At 75.2% G+C, this 25,656-nt stretch carries 24 protein-coding genes and 2 pseudogenes; 9 read left to right on the top strand and 17 right to left on the bottom strand.

Features of this window, described 5'->3' with window-relative positions:
- Positions 1–28: 28 nt before the first annotated feature.
- Positions 29–1,033 (top strand): LLM class flavin-dependent oxidoreductase, encoded by a 1,005-nt coding sequence (locus GKE82_RS08950; protein ID WP_154733044.1) that lies wholly within the window; start codon positions 29–31, stop codon positions 1,031–1,033.
- Here GKE82_RS08950 and GKE82_RS28180 read toward each other — a convergent pair.
- Genes GKE82_RS28180 through GKE82_RS08935 form a run of 3 tightly spaced genes read right to left on the bottom strand, consistent with a single transcriptional unit; the run spans position 1,030 to position 2,662 of the window.
- Positions 1,030–1,875, bottom strand: coding sequence for an FkbM family methyltransferase (locus tag GKE82_RS28180; RefSeq protein ID WP_154733043.1), 846 nt, complete (start codon positions 1,873–1,875; stop codon positions 1,030–1,032). The two genes, GKE82_RS08950 and GKE82_RS28180, sit on opposite strands and share 4 nt — an antisense overlap.
- 38 nt (positions 1,876–1,913) lie before the next feature.
- Entirely contained in the window at positions 1,914–2,435 is a 522-nt protein-coding gene (locus GKE82_RS08940) for a DUF6416 domain-containing protein (RefSeq protein WP_154733042.1), read from the bottom strand.
- The gene (locus tag GKE82_RS08935) at positions 2,435–2,662 is read right to left on the bottom strand and encodes a hypothetical protein (protein ID WP_154733041.1); all 228 of its coding nucleotides are present in this window, start codon (positions 2,660–2,662) and stop codon (positions 2,435–2,437) included. Before GKE82_RS08935 ends, GKE82_RS08940 begins: the two co-directional genes overlap by 1 nt.
- A 115-nt stretch (positions 2,663–2,777) precedes the next feature.
- Here GKE82_RS08935 and GKE82_RS31315 point away from each other — a divergent pair.
- From GKE82_RS31315 to GKE82_RS08915, 4 genes and pseudogenes are all read left to right on the top strand, one after another.
- Positions 2,778–3,020, top strand: a pseudogene (locus GKE82_RS31315) (VOC family protein); the annotation flags it as partial.
- Between the two features lie 229 nt (positions 3,021–3,249).
- Complete coding sequence (locus tag GKE82_RS08925; RefSeq protein WP_154733040.1) at positions 3,250–3,729, top strand: VOC family protein; 480 nt, start codon at positions 3,250–3,252, stop codon at positions 3,727–3,729.
- Between the two features lie 29 nt (positions 3,730–3,758).
- Complete coding sequence (locus GKE82_RS08920) at positions 3,759–4,145, top strand: hypothetical protein (RefSeq protein ID WP_107566598.1); 387 nt, start codon at positions 3,759–3,761, stop codon at positions 4,143–4,145.
- Positions 4,142–4,588: an SSI family serine proteinase inhibitor gene (locus tag GKE82_RS08915; protein WP_154733039.1), complete on the top strand. Its 447-nt coding sequence runs from the start codon at positions 4,142–4,144 to the stop codon at positions 4,586–4,588. Before GKE82_RS08920 ends, GKE82_RS08915 begins: the two co-directional genes overlap by 4 nt.
- 3 nt (positions 4,589–4,591) lie before the next feature.
- Here GKE82_RS08915 and GKE82_RS08910 read toward each other — a convergent pair whose 3' ends face one another.
- The 10 genes and pseudogenes from GKE82_RS08910 to GKE82_RS08865 all read right to left on the bottom strand — a co-directional run bounded on the left by GKE82_RS08910 (position 4,592) and on the right by GKE82_RS08865 (position 16,925).
- On the bottom strand, positions 4,592–4,984 hold the full coding sequence (locus GKE82_RS08910) for a type II toxin-antitoxin system death-on-curing family toxin (RefSeq protein WP_154733038.1): 393 nt from the start codon (positions 4,982–4,984) through the stop codon (positions 4,592–4,594).
- A complete protein-coding gene (locus GKE82_RS08905) occupies positions 4,984–5,190 on the bottom strand; it encodes a hypothetical protein (protein ID WP_154733037.1) in 207 nt (68 codons plus the stop codon). Before GKE82_RS08905 ends, GKE82_RS08910 begins: the two co-directional genes overlap by 1 nt.
- Positions 5,191–5,256: 66 nt before the next feature.
- Positions 5,257–6,498 carry an acyl-CoA dehydrogenase family protein gene (locus tag GKE82_RS08900; protein WP_107566594.1) on the bottom strand — a complete coding sequence of 414 codons (1,242 nt, stop codon included), beginning with the start codon at positions 6,496–6,498 and terminating at the stop codon, positions 5,257–5,259.
- Between the two features lie 27 nt (positions 6,499–6,525).
- A complete protein-coding gene (locus GKE82_RS08895) occupies positions 6,526–7,824 on the bottom strand; it encodes an acyl-CoA dehydrogenase family protein (RefSeq protein ID WP_107566593.1) in 1,299 nt (432 codons plus the stop codon).
- Positions 7,825–7,841: 17 nt separating this feature from the next.
- The gene (locus GKE82_RS08890; protein WP_154733036.1) at positions 7,842–8,981 is read right to left on the bottom strand and encodes a MaoC family dehydratase; all 1,140 of its coding nucleotides are present in this window, start codon (positions 8,979–8,981) and stop codon (positions 7,842–7,844) included.
- Between the two features lie 2 nt (positions 8,982–8,983).
- Positions 8,984–10,389 (bottom strand): annotated as a pseudogene (locus tag GKE82_RS31310) (3-oxoacyl-ACP reductase).
- Positions 10,390–10,407: 18 nt separating this feature from the next.
- Positions 10,408–11,685: an acetyl-CoA C-acetyltransferase gene (locus GKE82_RS08880; RefSeq protein WP_154733035.1), complete on the bottom strand. Its 1,278-nt coding sequence runs from the start codon at positions 11,683–11,685 to the stop codon at positions 10,408–10,410.
- Positions 11,686–11,722: 37 nt separating this feature from the next.
- Complete coding sequence (locus tag GKE82_RS28170; protein WP_309233802.1) at positions 11,723–12,277, bottom strand: helix-turn-helix domain-containing protein; 555 nt, start codon at positions 12,275–12,277, stop codon at positions 11,723–11,725.
- A gap of 219 nt (positions 12,278–12,496) precedes the next feature.
- Positions 12,497–15,514: an AMP-binding protein gene (locus GKE82_RS08870; protein ID WP_107566588.1), complete on the bottom strand. Its 3,018-nt coding sequence runs from the start codon at positions 15,512–15,514 to the stop codon at positions 12,497–12,499.
- An 82-nt stretch (positions 15,515–15,596) separates the two neighbouring features.
- Positions 15,597–16,925, bottom strand: a complete 1,329-nt coding sequence (locus GKE82_RS08865) for a cytochrome P450 (RefSeq protein WP_196189129.1) — start codon at positions 16,923–16,925, stop codon at positions 15,597–15,599.
- Between the two features lie 25 nt (positions 16,926–16,950).
- Between GKE82_RS08865 and GKE82_RS08860 the strand changes: the two genes are divergently transcribed.
- On the top strand, positions 16,951–18,258 hold the full coding sequence (locus GKE82_RS08860) for a serine hydrolase (RefSeq protein ID WP_154733032.1): 1,308 nt from the start codon (positions 16,951–16,953) through the stop codon (positions 18,256–18,258).
- 7 nt (positions 18,259–18,265) lie between these two features.
- Here GKE82_RS08860 and GKE82_RS30650 read toward each other — a convergent pair whose 3' ends face one another.
- Positions 18,266–18,847: a flagellar brake protein gene (locus GKE82_RS30650; protein ID WP_196189128.1), complete on the bottom strand. Its 582-nt coding sequence runs from the start codon at positions 18,845–18,847 to the stop codon at positions 18,266–18,268.
- A 30-nt stretch (positions 18,848–18,877) separates the two neighbouring features.
- On the opposite strand from GKE82_RS30650, the gene GKE82_RS08850 reads away from it, so the two are divergent.
- Positions 18,878–19,714, top strand: coding sequence for an Fpg/Nei family DNA glycosylase (locus GKE82_RS08850; RefSeq protein ID WP_230316127.1), 837 nt, complete (start codon positions 18,878–18,880; stop codon positions 19,712–19,714).
- Between the two features lie 13 nt (positions 19,715–19,727).
- On the opposite strand, the gene GKE82_RS08845 is transcribed toward GKE82_RS08850, so the two are convergent.
- Positions 19,728–20,744, bottom strand: a complete 1,017-nt coding sequence (locus GKE82_RS08845; RefSeq protein ID WP_233243952.1) for a 1-aminocyclopropane-1-carboxylate deaminase/D-cysteine desulfhydrase — start codon at positions 20,742–20,744, stop codon at positions 19,728–19,730.
- A complete protein-coding gene (locus GKE82_RS08840; protein ID WP_154733029.1) occupies positions 20,741–22,039 on the bottom strand; it encodes a D-arabinono-1,4-lactone oxidase in 1,299 nt (432 codons plus the stop codon). The genes GKE82_RS08845 and GKE82_RS08840 overlap by 4 nt, the downstream gene beginning before the upstream one ends.
- Positions 22,040–22,157: 118 nt before the next feature.
- Here GKE82_RS08840 and GKE82_RS29845 point away from each other — a divergent pair, with 118 nt between their 5' ends.
- Entirely contained in the window at positions 22,158–22,283 is a 126-nt protein-coding gene (locus GKE82_RS29845; RefSeq protein ID WP_255450680.1) for a hypothetical protein, read from the top strand.
- Positions 22,280–23,371, top strand: a complete 1,092-nt coding sequence (locus tag GKE82_RS08835; protein WP_230316126.1) for a hypothetical protein — start codon at positions 22,280–22,282, stop codon at positions 23,369–23,371. The genes GKE82_RS29845 and GKE82_RS08835 overlap by 4 nt, the downstream gene beginning before the upstream one ends.
- A 15-nt stretch (positions 23,372–23,386) precedes the next feature.
- Here the strand turns inward: GKE82_RS08835 and GKE82_RS08830 are convergent, their stop codons facing one another.
- Positions 23,387–25,471, bottom strand: coding sequence for an aminodeoxychorismate synthase component I (locus GKE82_RS08830; protein WP_196189127.1), 2,085 nt, complete (start codon positions 25,469–25,471; stop codon positions 23,387–23,389).
- Positions 25,472–25,656 lie beyond the last annotated feature (185 nt).

The following is a 25,656-nucleotide window of genomic DNA, read 5'->3' as shown; positions in this document are numbered from 1 at the left end:
GAGGGTCGCGGCGCGCTAGCCTCGATGGATGGCGCTGCGTCTCTCGATCCTGGACCTCGCGACGAGCAGTGAGGCCGTGCCGCCGGGTGCGGCGATGGCCGCGAGCGTCGAGCTCGCCCGTGCCGCGGAGCGGCTGGGCTACACCCGCTACTGGTTCTCCGAGCACCACAACATGCCGACGATCGTCTCCTCGGCGCCCGCGGTGCTCGCCGCGCACGTGCTCGCGCACACCGACCGGATCCGCGTCGGCGCGGGCGGCGTGATGCTCCCCAACCACTCGCCGCTCGTCGTCGCCGAGCAGTTCGGCACGCTCGAGTCGCTGCATCCCGGCCGCGTCGACCTCGGGCTCGGGCGCGCCCCGGGCGGCGACCAGCACACGTTCGCGGCGCTGCGCCGCGACCCGGCCGCCTCGTCGGTCTTCCCGCAGGACGTCCTCGAGCTGCAGGCGCTGCTCGGCGACCCGCAGCCCGGCCAGCGCGTCCACGCCGTGCCCGGCGAGGGGACCCACGTGCCGCTCTACATCCTCGGCTCCTCGCAGTTCGGGGCGCAGCTCGCCGCGCACCTCGGACTGCCCTACGCGTTCGCCTCGCACTTCGCGCCCGCCGAGCTCGTGCCCGCGGTCGCCCGCTACCGCGCGGAGTTCCGGCCCTCCGAGCAGCTCGAGGAGCCGTACGTCATCGCCGGGCTCAACGTGTTCGCCGCCGACGACGACCGGACCGCCCGGGAGCTGTTCGAGGCGAGCCTCGCGACGATGGCCCGCGGCCTCGCGAAGCTCGCCGGCCGTCCGGCGGGCGCGACCGACGCCGAGCTGCTCGCCTCGCCGATCGGCCGGCAGGCGCGGATGATGCTGCACCACAGCGCGGTGGGCGCACCGGCGACGGTCCGCGCGGAGGTGCTCGCGTTCGCCGCGCACGCCGACGCCGACGAGGTCATCGTCGCGATGAACACCGCCCGACCCGAGGTCCGCCTGCGCAGCTACGAGCTGCTCGCCGAGGCGTTCGCCGACGAGCTCGCGGCGGCCTGCGCGGCCTAGACGCCGCCGCGGCTCGGCCGGGCGAGGAGCCGCACCGCGCCGGCCTGCCGCACGGGCTCGGGCCCGTCGAGGTTCTCCAGCCGGTAGCCGGCGTCCTCCAGCAGGTCGGCGACCTCGTCGTTGGTGTCGTGCAGCTCGACGACGAGCACGGGTCGGTGGTCGCGCAGGAGCGCGGTGGCGCCGCGCAGCGCCTCGACCTCCGCGCCCTCCACGTCGAGCTTCACGACGTCGGGCGGGGGCGTGCCGTCCTGCAGCAGCGCGTCGAGGGTGACGACCTCGACGTCGATCGTCGCGACGGTGTCCGGGTGACGTCCGCGGCTGGCCAGGTGCGACCACGACGCCTCGCCGACGACGTGCAGCGCGGCGGTGCCGGCGGTCGCGGCGACCGCCTGGGTGCGGATCTCGACGTGTCCGGCGAGGCCGTTGCGGGCGATCGCGGCGCGCGCGAGGTCCGCGATCCGCGGGACGGGCTCGAAGCCGACGACCCGCCCGGTCGGCCCGGTCAGGCGGCCGGCGAGCGCGCTGAAGAAGCCGATGTTCGCGCCGATGTCGTAGACCACCGACCCGGGGGTCACGGAGCGGCGCAGCGCCTCCTGCACCGGCGCCTCGAGGTCGCCGAGCAGGAGCAGCCGCGTGTGCGGATGGCCGGGCGGGACCGCGACGACGGGGAAGCGCAGGCCCTCGGCGAGGCCGTGCAGGACGGCGAGGTCGCCGCGGCGCAGCAGCGGCGCGAACCGCGGGCGCAGTCGCGGTGGCACGCGCGTGGCCGCGAGGGCGACGAGCGTGCGGTCGCTGCGGCCGATGTCGGCGTCGGCCGCGTGGGGGTCGAGGGCGGCGGGCACGACCCGATGCTACGGGCCGTGCCGGGGGCCGCCGTCGGTCAGCGGGCGGAGACCGCGGCCGCGAACACGGCGGCGACCTCGGGCTCCATGTAGTAGTCGGTGCCGCCGTCGTCACGGCCGGCGGTGGAGACGGGCATGACGCGGCCGAGCTTGCGGCAGTACCGGCCCGGCCAGGCGAGGATGCCCGCGACGCCGTGGGCGCCCTTCTCGAGCCCGAGGCGGGCGGCGAGGTCGTTGCCCGCGATCCGCGTGCCGGGCGCGGCCAGCAGCGCGTCGAAGAGGGCGCGCGCGGGGGGCGCGAGCTTGCCGTAGAGCCAGGCGGCCTCGGCGGTGTCGTCGGCCGTCCAGGCGGCGGCGTCCTCGACCGGGGGGACCCAGCCGCGGCGCCGGCGATGGCCGGGCTCGCCACCGCCGGGGCCGAACGGGCCACCACGTCCGGGGCCCGGTCGGCCGCCGGGAACGGGGGCGCCCGGCTCCGACGCCAGGAAGGCCGCGAACCAGAGGTAGAACTCCGGGACGCGGTCCTCCGGGACGTCGACCGTGATGGCCTTGTCGGCCATCAGGCCTGGGCGGGCCGGGGCCGCGCGTCGGCGCCGTGGCGGTCGTGGTGGGGGTGGTCGCAGCGGTGGCCCTGCGGGCCGCCGCGGTGGCCGCGGCCGCGGCGTCCGGGACGCGGCCGGCCCGCGAGGAAGCGCGCGTAGAACGCGTAGAACTCGGGGACGCGGTCGGCGGGGACGTCGACGGTGATCTGCTTGTCCTGCGGGGTGGTGGTCGATGGCGTGTCCATCTGATCTCCTCGATCCGTTTACTTGTGTGGCATAAGTAAATACAAGTAAGCAGAGAATGTCAAGCGCCGCGTGATAAAGTTGCGTGTGCAATCACATCGGACGGAAGGGCACGCCATGCAGCTCGAGGGCATCCACCACATCAGCGCCATCACCGGTGACGCCGCCGGGAACGTCGACTTCTACGCGCGCGTCCTCGGCCTGCGGCTCGTCGCCAAGACCGTCAACCAGGACGACCCGTCCGTCTACCATCTCTTCTACGCCTCCGAGCACGGCCGGCCCGGCAGCGACATGACGTTCTTCGAGTACCCCGGAGCGCGCCGCGGTCGCCCCGCGGCCGGCATGGTCCACCGCGTCGTCTGGCGCGTCGGCTCCTCCGCCGCACTCGACTTCTGGACCGCGCGGCTCGCCGCCGAGGGGGATCACCGCCGAGCGCGCCGCCGACGACGTCACCGGCCGCGACGGCCTCGTCTTCGCCGACCCCGAGGGCCTCGGCATCGGCCTCGTCGTCGCCGACACCACCGACGCCCCGCTCGCCGCCCACCATCCGGAGATCCCGTCGGAGCACGCCCTCCTCGGCTTCGAAGGCGTGCGCGCCTACACGCACGACCCCGAGCGCTCCCGCGCGCTGCTGGAGCGGCTCATGGGCGCCCGCGAGCTGCGCCCCGGCACCTGGGAGCTGCGCGGGGAGCGTCGCGGCGGCACGATCACCTACGACCCGGCGCCCGCCGGTGCGATGGCGATCCCTGGGGCCGGTACCGTGCACCACGTCGCCTGGGGCACGACGGTCGAGGACCACCCGGCATGGTTCGCGCGGCTGCAGCAGGCCGGCGTGCAGTCCAGCCCGATCATCGACCGCCACTACTTCAAGGCGATCTACTACCGCGAGCCCAGTGGCGTGCTCTTCGAGCTCTCCGACGACGAGCCGGGCTTCACCGTCGACGTGCCGCTCGAGCGGCTCGGCGAGGTCGTGATCCTGCCGCCGCAGCTCGAGCCCCACCGCGACGCGATCGTCGCGAACCTCACGCCGCTGCCCGACCCGCGCGCCAGCTGGACGACGACCCCCTGAGCGGCCCGGCCCGCTAGCGTGGCGGACGGATGCCCGAGACCACCACGCTCACCCTGGCCGCGATCGAGGCGGCGATCCGCGAGTCGTGGGGCCGCGACACCAGCGACGACCCCGACGAGTGGACGCCCGAGGTGCCCACGCGCGGCCAGTGCGCGGTCACCTCGATCGTCCTGCGCGAGCTGCTCGGCGGCGAGATCCTCATGGCCGACGTCTTCGGCAGCCACATCGACGGCGAGCGCCACGCCTGGAACCGGCTGCCCGGCGGCATCGAGATCGACCTGACGCTCGACCAGTTCCGCGCGGGGGAGACCCTCGGGCCCGCCGCGCCCGACGAGCCGTACGTGACCGACACCGGCATCGACCGGGGCGCGCTGCTCTCCGCGCGCGTCCGCCAGCGACTGGGGCTGACCGCATGACCACGACCCGTGTCCTCCTCGGCGCCGCCGCGACGGCACTGCTGCTCGGGCTCGCCGCCTGCGGCGACGACGGTGACGGCAGCACCGACCGCGCCCGCGACGTCACGGCGGCGTCGTCGCTGTCGATCACGCTGCAGGGCCCCCGCTCCACGCGCGCGTTCACGCTGCGCTGCGAGCCCGACGGCGGGACGTGGCCGGACGCCGCGGCCGCCTGCGAGGGCCTGCGCGCCGCCCCCGAGGTGCTCGAGCCGATCGGCATCGAGACCCGCGACCTCGGCGTCATCACCGACGTGCCCGTCACGATCACCGGCGAGTTCGACGGCCGCGCCGTGAACCTCGCGATCCCCGCCCGTGGGTCCAGCACCCGCCGCGTGCGCTTCGGCCAGCTGCGCGAGGCGCTCGGTGCCGACGCGTTCGACGAGGCGGCGGCGTCCGTCCAGTAGCGCTCAGCCGCTGCGCTCGGTGATCCAGGCCGTGACCGCGGCCCGCGGGACGCGGCCCGCGGCGAGCTCCTCGATCAGCCCGGCGTCCCGCTCCACGTCCTGCGGACCCCACGGTCGACCGTTGGCCTCGAGGAACCGCGCCGCCATCAGGAAGCCCGCGCGCTTGTTCCCGTCGGGAAGCGGGTGATTCTGCACCAGATGCTCGACCAGCACCGCCGCCTGCTCGACCAGGTCCGGGTAGGCCTCCTGGCCGCCGAAGGAGGCGAACGGCGCCTCGACCGCGGACTCGGCCAGCGCGGCGCGCGGAAGCCGTGCCAGCGTCCCGTGCTCCGTGTCGAGCACGACGGCCGCGAGGTCGAGATAGTCCTCCACCGTCGGACGCCAACGCGGGATCATCAGCGGGAGAGTCGGTCGAAGGTGTCCGGGTGCTCGGCCACGAACCGCGCGGCGAACGCGCGGTTCTCCGACGCGCGGCGATCCGTGTCGCGCCCAGCGAGCGCGGCGCCGAGGGCGCGGAGGTCATCGGAGTCGAACCCGTAACGGTCGCGCAGCTCCGCCGCGACCTCCGCGACGAGCTCGTCGGTGATCCGCGGTGTTCCCATCCGCCGATGGTAGACGCGTGCGCCGCAGCTCACCGAACCGGTGAGCCACGGCGCAGCAGCGACCGGCTACTTGAGCTCGGCGCTCGTCTTCTTCAGCAGCTGGCGGGCGATGATGAGCAGCTGGATCTGCTGCGTGCCCTCGAAGATGTCGAGGATCTTCGCGTCGCGCGACCACTTCTCCAGCAGCTCGGTCTCGTCGTAGCCGTGCGCGCCGCACAGCTCGATGCAGCCGAGCGCGACGTCGACGCCCGTGCGGCCCGCCTTCGCCTTGGCCAGCGAGGCCTGCAGCGAGTTGGGCTTGCGGTTGTCGGCCATCCAGGTCGCCTGGAGGGTCAGCAGTCGCGCCGCCTCGTAGTCGGCCTCCAGCGCCAGGAACTTCGCGGCCGCCGCGGACTGCGTCAGCGCCGGGCGGTCCGCGTCGAGCTCCACGCCCGCGCCGGTGAGGACCTCGCGCGTGTGGTCCAGGCACGCCCGCGCGACACCCACCGCCATCGCCGCGACGAGCGGCCGGGTGTTGTCGAACGTCTGCATGACGCCGCCGAAGCCCTTCTTCGTGTCGATCTCCGGGTTGCCGAGCAGCGCCTCCTTCGGCACGCGGCAGTCCTCCAGCCGGAACGCGGCCGTGTCCGACGCCCGGATGCCGAGCTTGTGCTCGAGCCGGTCGAGCTTCATGCCCGGGTTCGACCGCTCGACGATGAACGACTTGATCGCCGCGCGGCCGATCGAGCGGTCCAGCGACGCCCACACGACGACGAGCTCGCAGCGCTCACCCGCGGTCACGTAGATCTTCTCGCCGTTGAGCACGTACTCGCCGGTCTCCTCGTCGAGCACCGCGGTCGTGCGGATCGAGGCGCTGTCGGAGCCCGACTCGGGCTCGGTGATCGCCATCGACGCCCACTTGCCGCCGTAGCGCTTGAGCTGCTCGTCGGTGGCCACCGCGGCGATCGCCGAGTTGCCCAGGCCCTGGCCGGGGATCGCGAGCGTCAGGCCCACGTCGCCCCAGCAGGTCTCCATGATCGACAGCGCGGTCGACATGTTCGACCCGTTCTTGTTCTTCGGGCCGGCGCCGTTGCCGTTGCCGTTCTGCTCGGCGCTGTCGCGCGAGCCGACGCCCGCGGCACCCGCGCCGCCGGTCTCGCCGCCGTCGTTCATCCCGTCGATGAGCTTGGCGAGCATGTCCAGCTCGACCGGGCGCTCGTGCTCGGCGGTGTCGTACTTGCGGCTGATCGGGCGCATCACGTGCACCGCGACCTGATGGGCCTGCTCCACGAGCGGCCGGAACTTCTTGGGGGTCTCGAGATTGATCATGTCGGTCGTTCTCCTCGTCGCCGATGGCTAGACGAGCAGGGCGCCCTCCATCACGCCCGTGGCCCGCAGGTCCCGGTACCAGCGCTCGACCGGGTACTCCTTGATGTAGCCCGCGCCGCCCAGCAGCTGGACGCCCTGCGAGCCGATGTACATGCCCTTCGTCGCGCAGAGCTGCCGCGCGATCGCGGTCGCGTGCGCGAAGTCCTTGTCCTGGTCGGCCAGGCTCGCCGCCCGGTAGGTCGCCAGGCGCATGCCCTCGAGCTCGATGGCGATGTCGGAGACCGCGAACGCGACCGCCTGCCGGTGGCTGACCGGCTCGCCGAACGCGACGCGCTCGTTGACGTACGGGATGACGAGGTCGAGGACCGCCTGGGCGGTGCCGACGGTCGCCGCGCACCAGCCGAGCCGGGCACGGTGGATCGCCTGGGCGTAGACGGCCGGGTCGCCCTGCGCCAGCAGCGCGTCCGGGCCGACCTTGACGCCCTCGAGGTGCAGCGTCTCCGTCGCGGCGGCCCGCAGGCCCATCGCCGGGTTCGCCTCCACCGTCAGGCCGCTCGTCTCGCCGCTGCTCACGAGGAACAGCGCCGGGCCGTGGCCCTCGAGGTGCGCGGCGACGAGCAGGACCTCCGCGTCGGCGGCGCGCGCGACCATCGACTTGACGCCGTCGAGCACGTAGCCCTCGCCGTCCAGGCGGGCGGTCGTCTTCAGCGCGAAGGGGTCGAACAGCGGCTGCGGCTCGAGCACCGCGAACGCGGCACAGGGGACGTCGTCGCCGGTGAACGCGGGCATGTACGTCGCCTGCTGGTCGGCGTCGCCCCACAGGCCCAGCGCGGTCGAGACCGCGCTCGTGCCCAGGAGGGCGACGGTCAGGCCCATGTCGCCGTGGGCGAGCTGCTCGGTCACGAGCACCGTCGTCACCGCGGAGCGCTCGGCGGCGGTCCCGCCGAGGTCCTCCGGCACGCCGAGCAGCGCGAGGCCGAGCTCGGTGCCCTGGTCGAGCACCTCCTGCGGGGCGGCGCACGCCTCGTCGGCCTTCAGCGCCGCGGGACGCAGCTCGCCGGCCGCGACCTCGCGCATGACCTCGACCAGCATCTGCTGGTCGTCGTCGGGCGTGAGGTCGAACAGGTCGCTGCCCCCGGACACGCGGGCGCGGGTCGGCTTGCCGGCGCCGCTGACGCGGGCGAAGGTGCGCCCCGCGACGGTCGCGCCCTTGAAGCCGTTCTTCGACGCCTGGTACACGATCTGCTCGGTCGGCCCGCGCAGACCCACGCGGTCGATGAGCTCGAACGAGGCGAGCTTGCGGAGGGCCTGGAGGCCCAGGCCCATGCTGCGATCAGCGACGCTCATGACGTCGTCCTCCTGGTGGTCGTCTTCTTCGTGGTGGTGGCCGGCTTCTTCGCCGCCGGCTTCTTCGCGGCGGTCGTCTTCGCCGCCGTGCTGCGGGGCTTCGCGGCGGGCTTCCCGGCCGCGGTGCTGCGAGGCTTGGTGGCCGGCTTCTTCGCGGCGGGCGCCGCCTGGTCGGCCGCGGCCGCCGGCGTGCGCCGGGCGGGCGTGCCGCGCTTGGGCGCGGCCTTCCGCGGCGTCGCGGTGACCGCCGTGACGGTGCCCTCCAGGTGCGCGGAGCCCTTGCGGTCCTGGACGGCGAAGAACGTCGTGCCGTCCTGCACGACGCTGCCGAACCGCGCCGTGGTGGGGAGCAGGACGGGCTTGCGGAACTGCACGTGGACCGTGCACGCGTCGGGCAGCGTGCCCTCCAGTGCGGCGACCGCGTGCGCCTTGGTCCACAGCCCGTGGGCGATGTGGCGCGGGAAGCCGAACGGCTTGGCGGTCCACGCGTTCAGGTGGATCGGGTTGCGGTCGCCGGACACGGCCGCGTAGCGGCGCCCGAGGTCCTCGGGCAGCTTCCACGTGACCGACGGGGCGATCTCGGGCGCGACGACGGCGGTGGGCGTCGCGGCCGCCTTCGGCGCGTCGCCCGGGCCCGCGGGCCCGCGGCGCAGCATCGTCGACTGCGCCGACCAGACGAGCTCCCGGCCCGCGCGCGCCTCCGTGTGGAGCGTGAGCGTGCGGCCCTTGGGGTGCGGGTCCAGGCCGGTCGCCCAGACCTTCAGCGACAGCGTCTCGCGGACGGTGACGGGACGGTGCTGGGTGATCGTGTTCGTCAGGTGCACGAGGCCGACCGGGCCGAAGGGCATCGCCGGGTCGGTCATCAGCGCGATGTGGACCGCGAACGCGCGGACGTTCAGGTACGTCAGCGGCAGCGTGTCGCGCAGCGTGAACCCGGTGACGCGGCAGTACGCCGCGAGGTGGTCGAGGTCCGTCTCCACCGACGGGATCTCCAGCACGAGCTCCGGCAGGCCCGTGCCGCCGCCGGGGAACAGCGGCAGCCGGCCGATGCCGGGCAGCATCGCGCCGAACGCCTTGAGGTAGTTGGCGCCGACGCCGGGGGTGGCGTCGAGCGTCTTCGTCTTGGCCGCGGCCATGGTCAGGCCCCCAGCAGCGACTGGCCGCAGACGCGCACGACGTTGCCGGTCAGGCCCGACGAGCCCGGTGAGGCGTACCAGGCGATCGTCTCGGCGACGTCGACCGGCAGGCCGCCCTGGCTCATGCTGTTCATCAGACGGCCCGCCTGGCGGATCGGCAGCGGCACCTTCGCGGTCATCTGGGTCTCGATGAACCCGGGGGCGACCGCGTTGATCGTGATGTCGCGGTCGGCGAGCACCGGCGCGAGCGACTGGACCATGCCGATGACGCCGGCCTTCGAGGTGGCGTAGTTCGTCTGGCCGTTGTTGCCCGCGATGCCGGAGATCGAGGACACGCAGACGATCCGGCCGCCGTCCTTGATCGTGTCGGTCGCCAGGAACGCGTCGTTGAGCCGCTCCTCCGCCGAGAGGTTGACGTCGACGACGAGGCCCCAGCCCTCGGGCTTCATGCCGCCGATCGTCTTGTCGCGGGTGATGCCCGCGTTGTGGACGACGATGTCGATGCCGCCCTTGTGGGCCTTCTTCAGCGCGGCGACGATGTCCTTCGGGGCGCTCTCGGCGGTGATGTCCGCCTCGATCGCGGTGCCGCCGATCGAGTCCATCCCGGCCTGCAGGTCCGCGCCGAGCTGCGGCACGTCGAGGCCGACGATCGTCGCGCCCTCGCGGTGCAGCGTCTGGGCGATCGCGGCGCCGATCCCGCGCGCCGCCCCGGTGACGAGCGCGACCTTGCCGGCGAGCGGCGCGACGAGGTCCGCGGTGGACGGGTCCTTCGCCTCGCCGATCCGCACGACCTGGCCGCTGACGTACGCGGAGCGGGGGAGAGCAGGAACGCGAGCGTGGTGAACAGCTGGTCCTCGGCGCCGGGGGCGACGTAGACGAGCTGCGCCGTGGTGCCCGCGCGCGCCTCCTTGCCGGCGGAGCGCGTGAAGCCCTCCAGCGCGCGCTGCGCCGTGGCCTCGCGCGGCGAGTCGGCGTGCTCGGGCGGCGTGCCCAGCACGATGACGCGGCCGCAGCTCTTCACGCGGCGGAACGTCGGCTGGAAGAAGGCGTGCAGCTCCTGCAGCTGCGTGGAGTCGGTGATGCCGGTCGCGTCGAACACGAGCGCCTTGAAGCGCTGGTCGGCCGGGGCCTGCGGGTTCCAGACGGCGGCGTCCAGGCCCGCGTCCGCCGCGGCGGTGCGCAGGTCGTCGCGCAGCTCGGTCGCCGCCTCGGCGCCGACGCGCTCGAGGACCTGGGCGATCGGGCCGGCGAGCCGGCCGCCCGGGGCCGCGCCGAGCAGCACGGTGCCCTGCACGACGGCGTCGCCGGGCTCGTGGCGCTCGAGGATGACCGGGGCGGGGAGCCCCAGCTGCTGGATGACCTTGCGACCGATCGAGTTGGTCGCGATCTGGGTGTAGGTGTCGGGCATGTCTCTGTGGCCTCCTGGCTACTTCTCGAGGATCGCGACGACGCCCTGACCGCCGGCCGCGCAGACGGAGATGACGCCGCGGCCGCCGCCGCGCTGGTCGAGCTCCTTCGCGAGCGCGGCCACGATCCGCCCGCCGGTGGCGGCGAACGGGTGGCCGGCCCCCAGGGAGGAGCCGTTGACGTTGAGCTTGTCGGGGTCGATCTCGCCGAACGCGCCGTCGAGGCCGAGCCGCTCCTTGCCGAAGACCGGGTCGCTCCAGGCCTTCAGCGTGGCGATGACCTGCGAGGCGAACGCCTCGTGGATCTCGTAGAGGTCGAAGTCGCCGAGCTTCGAGCCGTCGCGCTCGAGCAGCCGCGGCAGCGCGTAGACCGGGGCGGTGAGCAGGCCGTCGTCGCCGTGCACGTAGTCGACCGCGGCGGTCTCGGCGCCGGCGAAGTACGCGAGCACCGGCAGGCCGCGCTCCTTGGCCCACTCCTCGCTGGCGAGCAGCACGACGGAGGCGCCGTCGGACAGCGGCGTGGAGTTGCCCGCGGTCATCGTGCCGTCCGGGCCGCCGAAGACGGGCTTCAGCTTCGCGAGCTTCTCGACGCTCGAGTCCGGGCGCAGGTTCTGGTCGCGCGTCAGACCGAGGTAGGGGGTGAGCAGGTCGTCCTGGAAGCCGCGCTCGTAGGCGGCGGCGAGGCGCTGGTGGCTGCGCGCGGCGAGCTCGTCCTGCTCGGCGCGGGTGACGCCCCACTGCAGCGCGGTGCGGGCCGCGTGCTCGCCCATCGAGAGGCCGGTGCGCGGCTCCTCGTTGCGGGGGATCGCGGGGATCAGCTGGCCGGGACGCAGGCCGGCGAGCAGCTTCAGGCGCTGGGCGTTGGTCTTCGCGTTGTTCAGGCCGATGAGGATCTGGCGCAGGTCGTCGCCGAGCGCCAGCGGCGCGTCGGAGGTCGTGTCGACGCCGCCGGCGATGGCGGAGTCGATCTGCCCGAGCGCGATCTTGTTCGCGACCTGGATGACGGCCTGCAGGCCGGTGCCGCACGCCTGCTGGATGTCGATCGCGGGCGTCTCGGCCGAGAGGCGGCTGCCCAGGACGGTCTCGCGCGTGAGGTTGAAGTCACGGCTGTGCTTCAGCACGGCACCGGCGACGACCTCGCCGATGCGCTGGCCCTCGAGGTTGAAGCGGGTGACCAGGCCGTCGAGCGCAGCGCTGAGCATGTCCTGGTTGGAGGCCTGCGCGTAGGCGCTGTTGGACCGCGCGAACGGGATCCGGTTGCCGCCGATGATGGCGACGCGGCGGGGCTTGTCGGGCATCTCTGTGTTGGTCCTTGGTCTCGTGAGGGGGGTCGGGTCAGGTCCGTGCGCGCCGCGCGATGCCCGGCTCGACGGTGGTGATGAGGAGGTCGGCGACCTCCGAGGCGGTGAGCGCCTCGGTGTTGCGCAGCCACCAGCGGCCGAGGCCCTCGGCGGCGCCCAGGAGGGCGTGCGCCATGGCGTCCGCCTCGGCGGCGGAGTGTCCGGGCAGGACGCCCTGGACGGCGGCGGCGGCGAGTGCGGCGAGCTGCTCGCGATGGCGGTCCATCTCGAGCTCGATCTCGCCGCCGACCGGGACGGTGGGGTCGTAGAGGACCTGCCACGCGGCGCGGTCGGCGTCGAGGAACTCCAGGAACGCGCGCATCCCGGACCGCAGGCTCTCACCCGGGTCGGGGGCGGTCGTGAACGCCTCGGTCACCGCGGCCTGGAGCTTCGTGCCGCCGCGCGCGACGCACGCGAGGAACAGGCGCTCCTTGTTGCCGAAGTACGTGTAGAGCAGCGGCTTGGTGACGCCGACCTCGGCGGCCACCTCGTCCATCGTGACCGCCCCGAAGCCGCGCGCGGCGAACAGCGCGTGGGCGACGTCGAGGATCTGGGCCTCGCGCTCGGCGCGGGGCAGTCGCGGGGGCGAGCGGTGCTCACCCGCCGCACGTTACCGACCTATAAATTTATATGTCGGTAGGGGTGATCGATCGCACAGTCGACCGCCCCGCCGCAGCGCGCCCCGCGGCACGCGCGGCCCCAGCCGCGGGCAGGCGCACGCGGCCCGCGCGCCCCGGTCCGGGGCGGCGCGGGCAGGTGGCCGGGCGGCTCAGGCCGGCGTCTTCGTCGGCGCGACGCCGACGAGCTTGCGCCGCGCGGCGATCGTCAGCGGCTTGTAGCCCGCGCGGCCGCTCTCGCGGTACCAGACCGTCTTGGGCCGGCCCGCGGCGTTCGCCGCCGGGACGCCCTCGGCGCGCAGCGGGCCCGCGGTCGGGCGGTACCACGTCGTCACCGGGATCTCGTCGACGACGTGCACGATCGCGGGCCGCTGGTCGATCGCCAGCACGCCGAGCGCGTCCTCGATCTCGGCGACCGTCAGCGTCTGGCCCCGCCGGACCGTGACCGCCGCCACCGCCAGCTCCTCCTGGCCCTCGCGCGGGCGCACGCCGTAGGCGATCGCCAGGTCGACGGCGGGCAGGTCGTACAGCGCGTCGACGATCGGGGTCGCGGCGACGAGACCGCGGTCGGTCTTCATCAGCGCCGGGACGTGGTCGACGAGCCAGTGGTCCCCGTCGGCGTCGCGCCGGAACAGGTCGCCCGTCGCGAGCCACGCGTCACCGCGCTGGAAGACGCCGCGCAGCGGCGACCCGGTCGTGGGCACGCCGGGCTCCAGCCGCGACAGCAGCATCCCGACCTCGTCGTCGTCGCACACCCGCGCCAGCCCGTCGGGGCCCTCCAGCAGCCGGCCCTCGCTCGGGTCGTAGGCGGCCACCCGCACCTCGGCCGAGCCCGGGAGCCGGCGGCCGAGCGCGCCCGGCTTGGCGCCGGTCAGGTTGACGAGGATCGCGTCGCCCTCGGTCGCGGCGTAGAACTCGATGACGCGGGCGGGCGCGAAGCGGTCGAGCACCCGCCGCCACAGGCCGCGCGGCATGCCCGAGCCGATGAACAGCCGCACGCCGTGGTGCTTCTCGGCGGGATGCGGCGGCGCCTCGACGAGCGCGCGCAGCAGCGTCCACGTGTAGCCCGCGACCGTGACGCCGTAGCGCCGCGCCTCGTCCCAGAACGTGTCGGGGTCGAACTCGCGGGCCATCGCCAGCCGCGAGCCGCCCGCCACCGCGCCGCCGATCGACATCAGCAGGCCGGAGGGGTGGTGGATCGGGGTGACCGAGTAGACCGTGTCGCCCTCGCCCAGCGAGGCGGAGGACGCGGTGCCGAACGCCGACAGCGCCCAGCGACGGTTCGTGATGCGCGCGGCGCGCGTGCGGTCGCCCTCGCCGGTGAAGAGGACGAACGCGAGGTCCGACGCCTTCCCGGGGTTCGGCCGGTACCAGGCGGGCAGCTCGACCGCGTCCGGGTCGATGCGCTCCATGTCGGTGACGTCGGGCCCGAGGTCGCGGTCCTCGCCGCCGCCGCCGAGCACGTAGACGTGCGCGCCCTCGGCGCGCAGCGCGATGTGCATGTTGTCCGGGTCGGCGATGATCTTCGTCGTCTGGCCGAGCTCCGCCTCCCGGGTCGGGTTGCCGTCCGGGCGCAGCAGCACGCCGACGGCGCCCAGACGCGACAACGCCGCGACCGTGACGAGCGCCGACGGCCGCGTCTCCATGAGGACGCCGACGTGCTCGCCCTGCCGCACGCCGATCGACACGAGGCCGCGCACGACGTTGTCGATGCGGCGCTTCGCGTCGCGGTGGGAGTGCGCGCGGTCCTCGAACAGGAAGCAGACGGAGCCGGGGGAGCGCTTGGCCTGCTCGTCGAGCAGCAGGCCGAGCGAGATCCGGGTGCCCGGCGCGATCTGCTCGAGCCGCGCCAGGCGCGGCAGCTGCGTCGCCGCCTCGCGGGCGACCTCCCGCACGGAGCGGACCGTGCGGCTCGCGCCGCCGAGCACGGACTTCGCCAGGCCGTAGCCGACGTCCGCCGCGAGCTCCAGCTGGTAGCCGACGCCACCGCCCCGACCGGTCTCGGTGAGCTCGCCGCCGATCATCGGCGCGATGCCGGTGGGCGGCGGGCCCTGCTTCCCGCCGTCGCACCACTGCAGCCACTCGGCCACGGCGGGCCAGCTCTCGCGGCCTGCGGTGCTGCCGACGACGAGGCCGAAGTGCCCGGCGCGCAGGCTCTTCTCGTAGACCTTCGCGCGCGGGGCGGCGCGCTGGATCGCGCGGACCGCGGGCGGCGGCGCGATCTCGTCGACCTCGCCGACGAAGCACAGGCACGGGCAGGCGATGTCGGCGAGCGTCACGAGCCGCTCGTCGATGACGAAGCCGCCCTGCAGCATCCGGTTGTGCGCGACGAAGCCGCGCATCAGCTCGGCGATCGCGGGACCGGACCAGGCGACGAAGCCCTCCCCGGCGAGGAACCGGCGCTGGCTCTCGCGCGGCAGCAGCGCCTCGCGGTCGTGCAGCGCCATGACGAACTCGACGCGCTGGCGCACGGACTTCGCGGGGTCGAGCAGGCGGAAGCCGGTCCGGCTCGCCCAGGCGGGCAGCGCGGCGCGGCCGAGCAGCGCGGCGACGACGTTCGCCGCCCCGTTGAAGACCTCCTCGGGCAGGCCGAACGGCAGGACGCCGCGCGTGTCGACCGGGCTGCCGAACGTGATCAGCGACGCCAGGCCCTCGGCCCGGCGGTAGGCGGCGGCCTGGTAGCAGAACATGCCGCCCTGGCTGTAGCCGCCGAGGTGCACGTCGCGGCCGGTCGCGGCGCCGACGCGGTCGCACGCCTCGCTGACGGCCAGCACGTGGTCGGTGAGCGTGCGCTGCAGGCCGCCCTCCTCGTGCTCGGGCGCGCCGAAGTCGACGACCCACGGGTCGATGCCGGCGGCGTGCAGGTCGCGCACGGCCGACGCCTGCGGGGAGACGTCCCAGACCTCGGCCGACAGCATCATCGGCGGCACCAGCACGATCGCCGGGCGGTCCTGCGGCGCGGAGCCCAGGCGGCGCTCGTCCTGCGGCGGGAAGTAGCGGCGCAGGCGGTAGACGCGCTGCTCGGCGACGACCTCGAACGGGGCGTGCTCGTCGTCGGTCTCCAGGCCGCCGAAGCGCGCCACCTCGAGGGCGTTCTGGGCCGCCGCGCCGATGCGCGCGGCCGGACGGCTGATGACCTTGGGTACGAGTTCCACCGATGTTCCTCCCATGCCTGCCTGCTGGACCGCTGCAGGGATAGTCGCACGACGGCGGTCCGGAGCACGGTCCGACGGGCCCGCTCCCGCGCCCGGATCAGACGCGACGGGTGACGCCGATCGTGGCGGACCGGGACGGCGTCAGCGTGATCGCCCGCCGGGCGACCCGCTCGGGCCGCTCGCGCACGGCGTGGACCGTCACCCGGCGCAGCAGCTCGGCCAGCACCACGCGGGCCTCCACCAGCGCGAACGAGGCGCCCAGGCAGCGGCGCACACCGCCGCCGAACGGCAGCCAGGTGTACGCGTCGCGGCCGCCGTCGTCGAGGAACCGCTCCGGCCGGAAGGCGTGCGGGTCCGGCCAGGCGTCGGGCCGGCGGTGCAGCAGGTGGATGCACGGCGCGACGTCGATCCCGGCGGGGAGCAGGTGGTCGCCGAGCCGCACCGGGGCGGTCGTGTGGCGCACGACGATCGGCAGCACGGGCCGCAGCCGCAGCGTCTCGCGCACGACCGCGTCGAGCCACGCGTGCCCGCCGTCGTCGGCCTCCTGGACCGCGCGGTGCAGCGCCGCCGGGTGGCGCACGAGCCGCTCCAGCGCCCAGGCGAGCGTCGTCGCGGTCGTCTCGTGGCCGGCGACCAGCAGCGTGATCAGCTGGTCGCGCAGCTCCTCGTCGGTGAGGCCGCGGCCGGTCTCGTCGCGGGCGGCCAGCAGCAGCGACAGGACGTCCTGCCCGCCGCCGGCTCCGCGGCGGCGGTGGTCGAGCTCCTCCTGCAGCAGCGCGTGGACGCCGCGGGTCGCGCGCCGGAACGGCTCGAGCGCCGCGTCGCTCTCCCCGCGCCGCGCGCCGCGCGTGGCGAGCGCCAGGCGCACGAGCTTCGTCGGCGCGGCGAGGTCGTCGAGCATCCGCGCGAGCACGTCGCGCAGCCGGGCGGCGCGCGCCGGCTCGGTCACGCCGAACACGGCGGCGACGACGATCTCCAGCGTGATCGCCTGCATCCGCGGCCAGGCGGCGACCGGGCCGTCGTGCCAGCCGTCGACCTCCCGCGCGGTCGCCGTGCGCATCAGCCCGACGTACGCGTCGATCCGATCGCCGTGGAACGCGGGGAGCATCATCCGGCGCTGCGCGAGATGGTCGGCGCCGTCGAGCAGCAGCAGCGACCGCGAGCCCACGACCGGGCGCAGGATCGCGTTGCCCTCCCCGGCGCGCAGCACGTCGGGGTCCCCGGTGAGCACGTCGCGCACGAGCCCCGGGTCCGCGACGAAGACCAGCGGCTGGTCCCCGAAGATCCGCGCGGTGAAGACGTCGCCGTGCGCGGCGCGGCAGCGCTCCATGAACGCCATCGGCCGCGCGATCCAGGCGAGCGACTGCCGGACCGGGGCGACGGTCGGGCCCGGCGGCAGCACGGGACGCGCGGTGACCGTGGGCATCCCCACACGGTACGGTGCCGCCGCGATGCCCCAGCTGATCCCCCGCCTGCCGATCGGCCCCGACCCGCTGCGGCGGATCCGCGTGCCGAAGGACCTCGACGCGATCACGAGCGTCGGGGAGGAGGTCGACCCGTCCGCGGTCGGCATGACGCGCGACAACGTCGAGCGGATGTGGGCGGCGATCCGCGTGCTCTACCGCACCGGCGTGCACCCGGCGATCCAGCTGACGGTGCGCCGCGAGGGGCAGGTCGTCCTGGACCGGGCGATCGGCCACGCGCGCGGCAACGGTCCCGCGGACGGGCCGGACGTCGAGCGGGTGCCCGTCACGACCCGCACGCCGTTCGTCATCTACTCGGCGTCCAAGGCGATCACCGCGATGGTCGCCCACCTGCTCGACCAGCGCGGGGTGCTGCACATCGGCGACCGCGTCTGCGAGTACGTCCCCGAGTTCGCCGCGCACGGCAAGGAGGGCGTGACGATCGCGCACGTGCTCTCCCACCGGGCGGGCGTGCCGAACGTGCCGACCGAGATGCTCGACCTCGAGAACATCGACGACCACGACCTCGTCGTGCGGACGATGTGCGACGCGCGGCCGCTGTCGCGGCCCGGGAAGGCGCTCGCCTACCACGCGATCTCCGGCGGCTTCATCGTCGACGAGATCGTGCGCCGCGTCACCGGGGACGACATCCGCACGGTCCTCGCGCGCGAGATCCTCGACCCGCTCGGCTTCGACTTCACCAACTACGGCGTGCCCGCGGACCGCGTCGACGAGGTCGGCTGGTCCTACGCGACGGGCGCCCCGAGCCTGCCGCCCGTCTCGACGCTGCTGCTGCGCGCGCTCGGCAAGCACCCGGACGACATCCCCGCGCTCGCCAACGACCCGCGGTTCCTCACCGGGATCATCCCGGCGGGCAACGGGGTGGCCAGCGCGTTCGAGCTGTCGCGGTTCTTCGAGCTGCTGCGGGCGGGCGGGACGCTCGACGGCGTCGAGGTGTTCGAGCCGCGCACGATCCGCCGGGCGGTCACCGAGCAGTCCTACCGCGAGATCGACTTCACGCTCGGCTTCCCGACCCGCTACTCGCTCGGGTTCATGCTCGGCGCGCAGCTGCTGAGCATCTACGGGCCCGACACCGAGCAGGTGTTCGGCCACCTCGGCTACTCGAACACGATCGGATGGGCGGACCCGGCGCGCGCGACCGCGTGCGCGCTGGTGACCAGCGGCAAGCCGATCGTCTACCCGGAGCTCGTGGACTTCTGGGGCGTGATGCGGCGCATCGGCCGGGAGTGCCCGAAGGCGGACCCGGCCACCGACCCGCTGCGCCTGCCCGCCTGAGCGACGGTCAGAGCGCGGCGGCCAGCGAGCGCTGGCGCTCGGTCACGAAGCGGGCGAGCGCCCGCTCGGAGCGACCGTCGAGGTCCTCGAACTGCACGCCGCGCGTGCCGTCCGGCGCGCCGCGCACGACGCGCCCGGTCCCGGCGACCGTCGCGTCCTCGCCGAGCTCGAGCGCGAAGCGCAGGCGCTCGTCGAGCCGCAGGTCGGGCACGCCGGCGAGGAGCATCCCGCCGATCGAGACGTTGCGCGTGCGCGCCAGCACGCGGCGGTCCTCGGCCACGAGCGCGGCGGGCAGCTCGGCGGCGACCCGCACGAAGCGCCGGCGCTGGATCGTGTGCGCGGCACCGACGGGCGTCAGCGCGAAGCCGTCACCGTGGGCGGTGAGCACGCCGTCCAGCCGGGCGGCGCGGGAGCCGACGCGCCACTCCAGCGCGGCGGGGCAGAACCGCAGCGTGCCGGGGAGCAGCGTGCCGCCCTCGATCGGGCGCACGAGCACGGGATCGCCGGCGTGGCTGACGTGGACGTGCCGTCGCCAGCCGCCGTCCAGGACGACGTCGGCGACGACACCGGGCTCGAGGAAGCGGTGCACGTCCCCGTGGTCGGCCGTGGTCCGCGCGGCTTGAGCGCCGTATCCCTGGTGATGCCGGAGGGCCACACGATCCACCGCCTCGCGCGGGACCACACCAGGCTGCTGGGCGGCCGGGCGCTGCACGTCACCTCGCCGCAGGGCCGGGCGTCCGCCGCCGCGCAGGCGGTCGACGGGCGCGTGCTCGACGCGGTCGACGCCCACGGCAAGCACCTGCTCTACCGCTTCGCCGGGGTCGAGGGCGCGGTGCACGTGCACCTCGGGCTGTTCGGCCGGTTCGTGACGCGCCGCAAGGCCCCGATCCCGCAGCCGCGCGCGACGACGCGGCTGCGGCTCGTGCCCGCCGAGGACCCCGACGCGCTCGCGGTCGACCTCAGCGGCGCGACCGCCTCGGAGCTGCTGGACCCCGCCCAGGAGGACGCGCTGCTGGCCCGCCTGGGCCCGGACCCGCTGCGCCGCGACGGCGACCCGGACGCGTTCGCCGCGAACCTCGCGCGGCGCCGGATCCCGATCGGCGCCGCGCTGCTGGACCAGGCGGTCGTCGCCGGGATCGGCAACGTGTACCGGGCCGAGGTGCTGCACGCCTGTCGCGTCGACCCGTACACGCCGGCCCGCGAGGTCCCGGCCGACACGGTCCGGGCGCTGTGGGACACGACGGTCGCGATGCTGCGCGAGGGCGTGCGCCTGAACCGCATCGTCACCACGCCGCCCGAGCTCGCCCCCGCCGGCAAGCCCCGCTCGCGGCTGCGCCGCGACGAGCGCGTGGTCGTCTACCGGCGCAGCGCCTGCCTGGCCTGCGGCGGGCCGGTGACGCGCGAGGAGCTCGCGATGCGCACGCTGTTCTGGTGCCCCGCCTGCCAGCGCGGCTGACGCCGCCCGCCCGTCATGGCCGCGGGCCGTGCGTGCGCAGCAGCACGACCGGGCCGCGCCCGTAGCGGCCGCGGCGCGCCGAGGCGAGCAGCGCCGCGAACGCCTTGCCGGTGTAGACCGGGTCGAGGTGCACGCCGTGCTCGCCGCCGATCGCGATCGCGTTTCCGGCGGCCTCCGTGCCGACGCCGTAGCCGGGGCCGAGCTCGCTGCGGTCGACGACCACGTGGCCGCGCCCGAGCAGCAGTGGCCCGAGCCGCGCGCCGCGACGGCGCAGCAGCGCGCTCGTGCGCCGCGCGAGCCGCAGCATCTGCGGCTCGTCCAGGCGCAGCGTGTCGTTCACGACGACGGCGTGGACGCGGGTCCGCAGCCCGGCGAGCGCGAAGCCGAGCGCGAAGCCCGCCGCCGTGCCGCCGGTGCCGACCGCGCAGACGACGTGCGAGGGCTCGGGCAGCTCCCCGGCACGGACCTGGGCGGCCAGCTCCAGCGCCGCCTCGACGGTGCCGAGCACGCCGACCGGCGAGGAGCCCCCGGCCGGGAACACGTACGGGCGCCGGCCGCCCGAGGCCGCCGCGTGGTGGGCGAGCACGACCGGCAGGGCCGCGGCGGTGCGGGCCTTCGTGCCGGTCCGGTAGACGGACGCCCCCGACCGGCACAGCAGCCCGAACTGGCGCTCGACGTGCTCGTCCAGCGGCTGCTCGACGACGAGGACCGCGGCGCGCAGCCCGAGGTCGCGGGCGTAGAGGGCGGTCGCCAGGCCGTGGTTGGTGCCCAGCGCCCCGAACGTCACGACGGTGTCGCGGCCGCGGCGCAGCGCGTCGGGCAGCAGCCACTCGAGCTTGCGGACCTTGTTGCCGCCCCAGCCGCCGTCCCCGTAGGCGCCCTCGTCCTTGATCCAGACCTCCGCGCCACCCGCCGCCAGGCCGTCGAGGCGCCGCACCGCGGTCGGCGCGGACCCGAGCCGCACGTGCGGCAGCGGACCGCCGGCCAGCTCGGGGAAGCGGTCGTGCAGGTGCGGTCCGGTCGCGTTCACGGGCCGAGCACCTGGGCGACGTACGGGTTCGTGAACACGCGCCCGGGGTCGAGCCGGTCCCGCACGGCGAGGAAGCGGTCGAAGTCCGGGTAGACCGGGCGCAGGTCCTCCGCGGTGCGGAAGTGGCGCTTGCCCCAGTGGGGGCGGCCGTCGAGCTCGCGCATGATCCCCTCGACGCCGCGCAGGAACGGCTCCCACGGCATCCCCTCGAAGACGTGCGAGGCGATGTAGCAGGTGTCCCGGCCGCCGGCGGGGGAGAGGAACGCGTCGTCGCCCGCGACGAACCGGACCTCGAACGGGAACGACACCGCGTGGCCGCCGTCCTGCACCAGCGCGCGCACGCGCTCCAGCGCCGTGCGGCCGTGCTCGCGCGGGATCGCGTACTCCATCTCGGTGAAGCGGACGCTGCGCGGCGAGGCGAAGATCCGGTCGCTGCGGTCCACGCGCACGCTCGTGCCCGACACGCGCGAGACCAGCCGGTTGATCGCCGGGATCCACGACGGCCGCGCCCGCGCGACCCGGTTGGCGACCCCGAACGCGCGGTTGACGAGCAGCTCGTCCTGCACGAACGCGGCGGCCCGCGACCGGGGCCGGGGCGGCTCGGTGGTCCGCGTGTTCGTCCGCGTGAGCGCGAGCGGGCTGTGCGGGAAGGTGAAGAACTCGAAGTGCTCGCTGCCGTCGGCGAGCTCGTCGAGCCGGGGGAGGACCTCGGCCAGCGGCATCGGCGTGTCGACCCCGCGCAGCGTGAACGCGGGCACGACACGCACCGTCACCGCGGTCACGACGCCCAGCGCGCCGAGCGACACGCGCGCCGCCCGCCAGCCGTCGGGGTCCGACGCCTCGTCGAGCTCGACGACCTCGCCGTCCCCGCGGACCAGTTCGATCGCGTGCAGGGCGCTGGAGAGGTTGCGCAGCCGGGCGCCGGTCCCGTGCGTCCCGGTCGCGGTCGCCCCGGCGATCGACTGCACGTCGATGTCCCCGAGGTTCTCGAACGCCAGGCCGTGGGCGGCGAGCGCCTCGCTGCACGCGTTCAGGGTGATCCCGGCCTCGACGCGCACGAGGCCCGCCTCGCGGTCGACGTCGAGCACGCGGCTCATCCGCTCGAGCGAGAGGAGCGTCCCGTCCGTGACCACGCACGGCGTGAACGAGTGGCCCGCGCCCGCGACCCGCACGACGCGCCCGGCGGCCGCCGCCTCCCGCACGAGCCGCTGCACCTCGGCCACCGAGGTCGGCCGGGCCAGCACCGCGGGGCGGCAGGTGTGCTCCTGCGACCAGCTCGTCCACGTCTCGGGCATCCGCCGCCCAGCGTATCCGGCCGGTGAACGGGCCTTGCGCGCGCCGTCGCGCCCGCTCTAGGCTCGCGCCCGTCCGCCGCCCCCCGGGTCGGGGGCGGCCCGTCCCAGGAGAGCCCGCATGTCCCAGGTCGTCCGCACGCGCCGCCGTGCCGCCCTCGCCGCCGTCGCCTTCGCGCTCGCCGGTCCCGCCGCGGCCGCCCCGTCGGCGCTCGCCGCCCCGGGGTCGGCACCCCGACCGTCGTGACGGTCGGCGACTCCTACATCTCCGGCGAGGCGGGCCGCTGGGCGGGCAACTCCAACGCGAGCGAGAACCGGCACGACGCGCTCGGCGCCGACGCCTACTGGGACAACGCCACGAGGACCGGGGAGCAGATCGACCGCTGCCACCGGTCCGAGAGCGCCGAGGCGTTCATCGGCGGCGGCGTGCGCGGGATCAACCTCGCCTGCTCGGGGGCGCGCACGGCCACCTACACCGACGGCGACGGGCGCTTCAAGCCCGGCCTGGACTTCTTCCTCTCGGGAGCGAGCAAGGGGCAGGCGCGGATGCTCCAGGAGACTGCGCAGGCCAACAACGTGAAGCTCGTCGTCGTCTCGATCGGCGGCAACGACTTCGACTTCGCCTCGATCGTCCAGACCTGCGTCACGAACTGGGCGACCTCGCCGACCTGGTGGAAGGACTACTGCAACGACGACTCGTCGGTCACCGCGAACTTCACCGCCGCGAACGTCGCCGCCCAGCGGCTGAAGATCCGCAACGCGCTGCTGAACCTCCGCACCGCGATGAGCAACGCCGGCTACAGCGCCTCGCAGTACACGATCCTCGTGCAGAACTACGGCTCGCCGATCCCGGCGGGCAGCGGCTTCCGCTACGGGGAGAGCGGCTACGGGCGCCAGTCCACCGGCGGCTGCGGGTTCTGGAACGCGGACGCGAACTGGGCCAACGCCACGGCGCTGCCGACCATCAACGGCGCCGTCTTCGGCGGCGCGGCCGACGCGGGCCTGAGCAACCTCCGGACGCTCGACGTGTCGAGCGCGTTCAACGGCCGCCGGCTGTGCGAGAACACCGTCGGGCTGGTCGAGGAGCGGGGCCTGGCGAGCTGGGCGTCCCCCGGCGCGGTGGACCAGACCGAGTGGGTCAACCAGATCCGCACGGTGTCGACGATCAACTCGAACTACTTCATCCAGGAGTCGCTGCACCCCAACTACTGGGGCCAGCTCGCGCTGCGCGCCTGCGTCCGGCTCGCCTACAACGGCGGGACGCCGCGCTCGGGCCGGTGCACCCGCGCCGCGAACGGGCTGCTGAACGGCGAGCCGCGGATGGCGCTCGGCTGAGCCCGCGCCGGCCCGTCAGTCCCGGGCCGGACCGAGCACGGCCGGCTCGGCGCCGCGGAGGGCGTTGACGATCAGGATCTCCGCGGCGTCGCCCAGCTCGCCGAGCGGCAGCGGACGCTCGGCGATCACCTCGCCGATCTCCTGCAGCTGGCGGATCGAGCGGGCGCGGGCGATGCCGGGCAGGATCCGCCCGTCCAGCGGCGGCGTCACCCAGCTGCCGTCGGCCAGGCGCGCGAGCACGCTGGAGCGCGCGGCCTCGAGCACGAGGCCGTCGAGGTCGACGGCGAGCGGCAGCGCCCCGGGGTCGCGCTCGGCGAGCGCGTCCCACAGCCGCCGGTCGGCCCACTTGTGCGGGCCGAAGCCGCCGGGCACGACGACCGGACCGAGCACGACCGGGGAGGGCGCGGCGGGCGGCAGCGGCGTGCAGACCGCGTGGGAGGCGAGCCGGCCGGTCAGGCCGGGCACGACGTCGATCCGCAGCCGGGCCTCGCCGGCGGTGAGCCCCGCGGTCGCGATCGCGGCGCGGGCCGCGGCGACCAGCGGCCGGAACGCCAAGGCGTCCCCGTAGAGCTCGAGCGTGCTGGCGGTCAGGCGCGCGAGGTGCTCGTCGAGGTCGACCGCGGTCCCGTCGCGGACGAGGATCGTCTCGAACACGCCGCGTCCCGGCTCGGGCCGCGGCAGCGGCACGGGCGCGCGCCGGGCGGGCGCGATCCCCGCGCCCGGGGGCGGGGCGGGCGTCGCGTCGGCCGCGAACGGCGGCGACCCGATCGCCGCGAGCAGCGGCGCGGCCTTGTCGGCGGCCTCGGTCGCCTCGCCGGCCCCGGTCGAGTCGGCGACGATGCCGCCGCCGACCCCCAGCCAGATCCGCTCGCCGCGCGCCTCGAACGTCCGGATCGCGACGTTCAGGTCGAGCCCCGCGAGCGGGCCGGCGAGCCCGATCGCCCCGGTGTAGGCCTCGCGCCCGGTGCTCTCCAGCTCGTGGATCACCTGCATCGCCGCGACCTTCGGGGCGCCGGTCACCGAGCCGGGCGGGAAGGTCGCGCGGACGAGCTCCGCGTCGCCGACGCCGGCGGGCAGCTCGCCGCGCACGTCGGAGACGAGGTGCCACACGCCCGGGGCCTCGCGCGGCTGCGCGAGCGCGCTCACCCGCACCGTCCCGGTCGCGCACACGCGCCCGAGGTCGTTGCGGACGAGGTCGACGATCATCACGTGCTCGGCCCGGTCCTTCTCCGCGCTCTCGAGCTCCTCCCGGGCCTCCTCGTCGGCGACCGGGTCGGGCCCGCGCGGCCGCGTCCCCTTGATCGGGGAGCTCAGGACGCTGCGGCCGTGGCGCTCCAGGTACAGCTCGGGGGAGAGCGAGGCGACGACGCCCCACGGCCCCTGGACGTAGGCGGCCTTGGCGGGGCGCAGCGCCGCCCACGCGCGCACGAACACGTCGAGCGCGTCGCCCTCCAGCCGGCCGTCGAGCCGCTGGCAGAGGTTCGCCTGGAAGAGGTCGCCGTGACGGATCCGCTCGACGCAGGCGGCGACCGCGGCGGCGTGCCCGGCCGCCGACGGGGTGGCCCGCCAGGTGCCGGTGCGGACCGGGCGGGGCCCCTCGTCCTGGGCGACCAGGGCGGCCGCTCGCGCGCGCAGGTCCGCGAGGCGCTCCTGCAGCGCCGGCTCGCGGTCGGGGGTGACGAGCGCCTCGAACCACCAGTCGCCGGCCGCGTCCTGGCGCAGCACGTGGTCGTGGTAGGCGAGCGCCGCCCCGGGCAGCGGGACCGGTCGCGGCGGCGGGCCGCCGACCGGCTCCAGGGCGCGGCCGAGCGGGTAGCCGAGCAGGCCGAACCAGCCGCCGCCCACCGCACCGGCCGGGGCGTCGCCGGCGGCCGTGACGGCGGGCAGGTCGTCCAGGGCGGCGAACGGCTCGGGCGCGTCGACGGCGACCCGCAGCGGCGGGCCGGGCGCGAGCACCGCGCGTGACCCGCCCGCCCACGAGCCGAGCAGGGCGGTGGCGCCGGTCCGGCCGCGCAGCAGCAGCGGCGACCGCCAGGTTTCCAGGGCGACGCCGAGCGGGGCGACCAGGAGCTGCGCCGTCGCGGCGGGACCGGGGGACACGCCGGGCATCATGCCGCGCCGCGCGCGCCGGCGGCGGACCGCGCCGGTACTGGTTGCGTGGCCAGAGTCTCGTCGGCTAGGCTCGCCGCGCGCCACGGAGCCCGCCCTCGACCCGAGGGCGGGGGCGCGGGAGAGGGATGTGGGAGAGAAGCGTTCATGGTGCGCGGCCTAGCTGATCGCGCGTT

The organism is Conexibacter sp. W3-3-2, from assembly GCF_009707605.1.
Classification (GTDB): domain Bacteria; phylum Actinomycetota; class Thermoleophilia; order Solirubrobacterales; family Solirubrobacteraceae; genus Paraconexibacter; species Paraconexibacter algicola.
The sequence above is the reverse complement of the archived record's forward strand: the minus strand, read 5'-3'. Positions and strand labels throughout refer to the sequence as shown.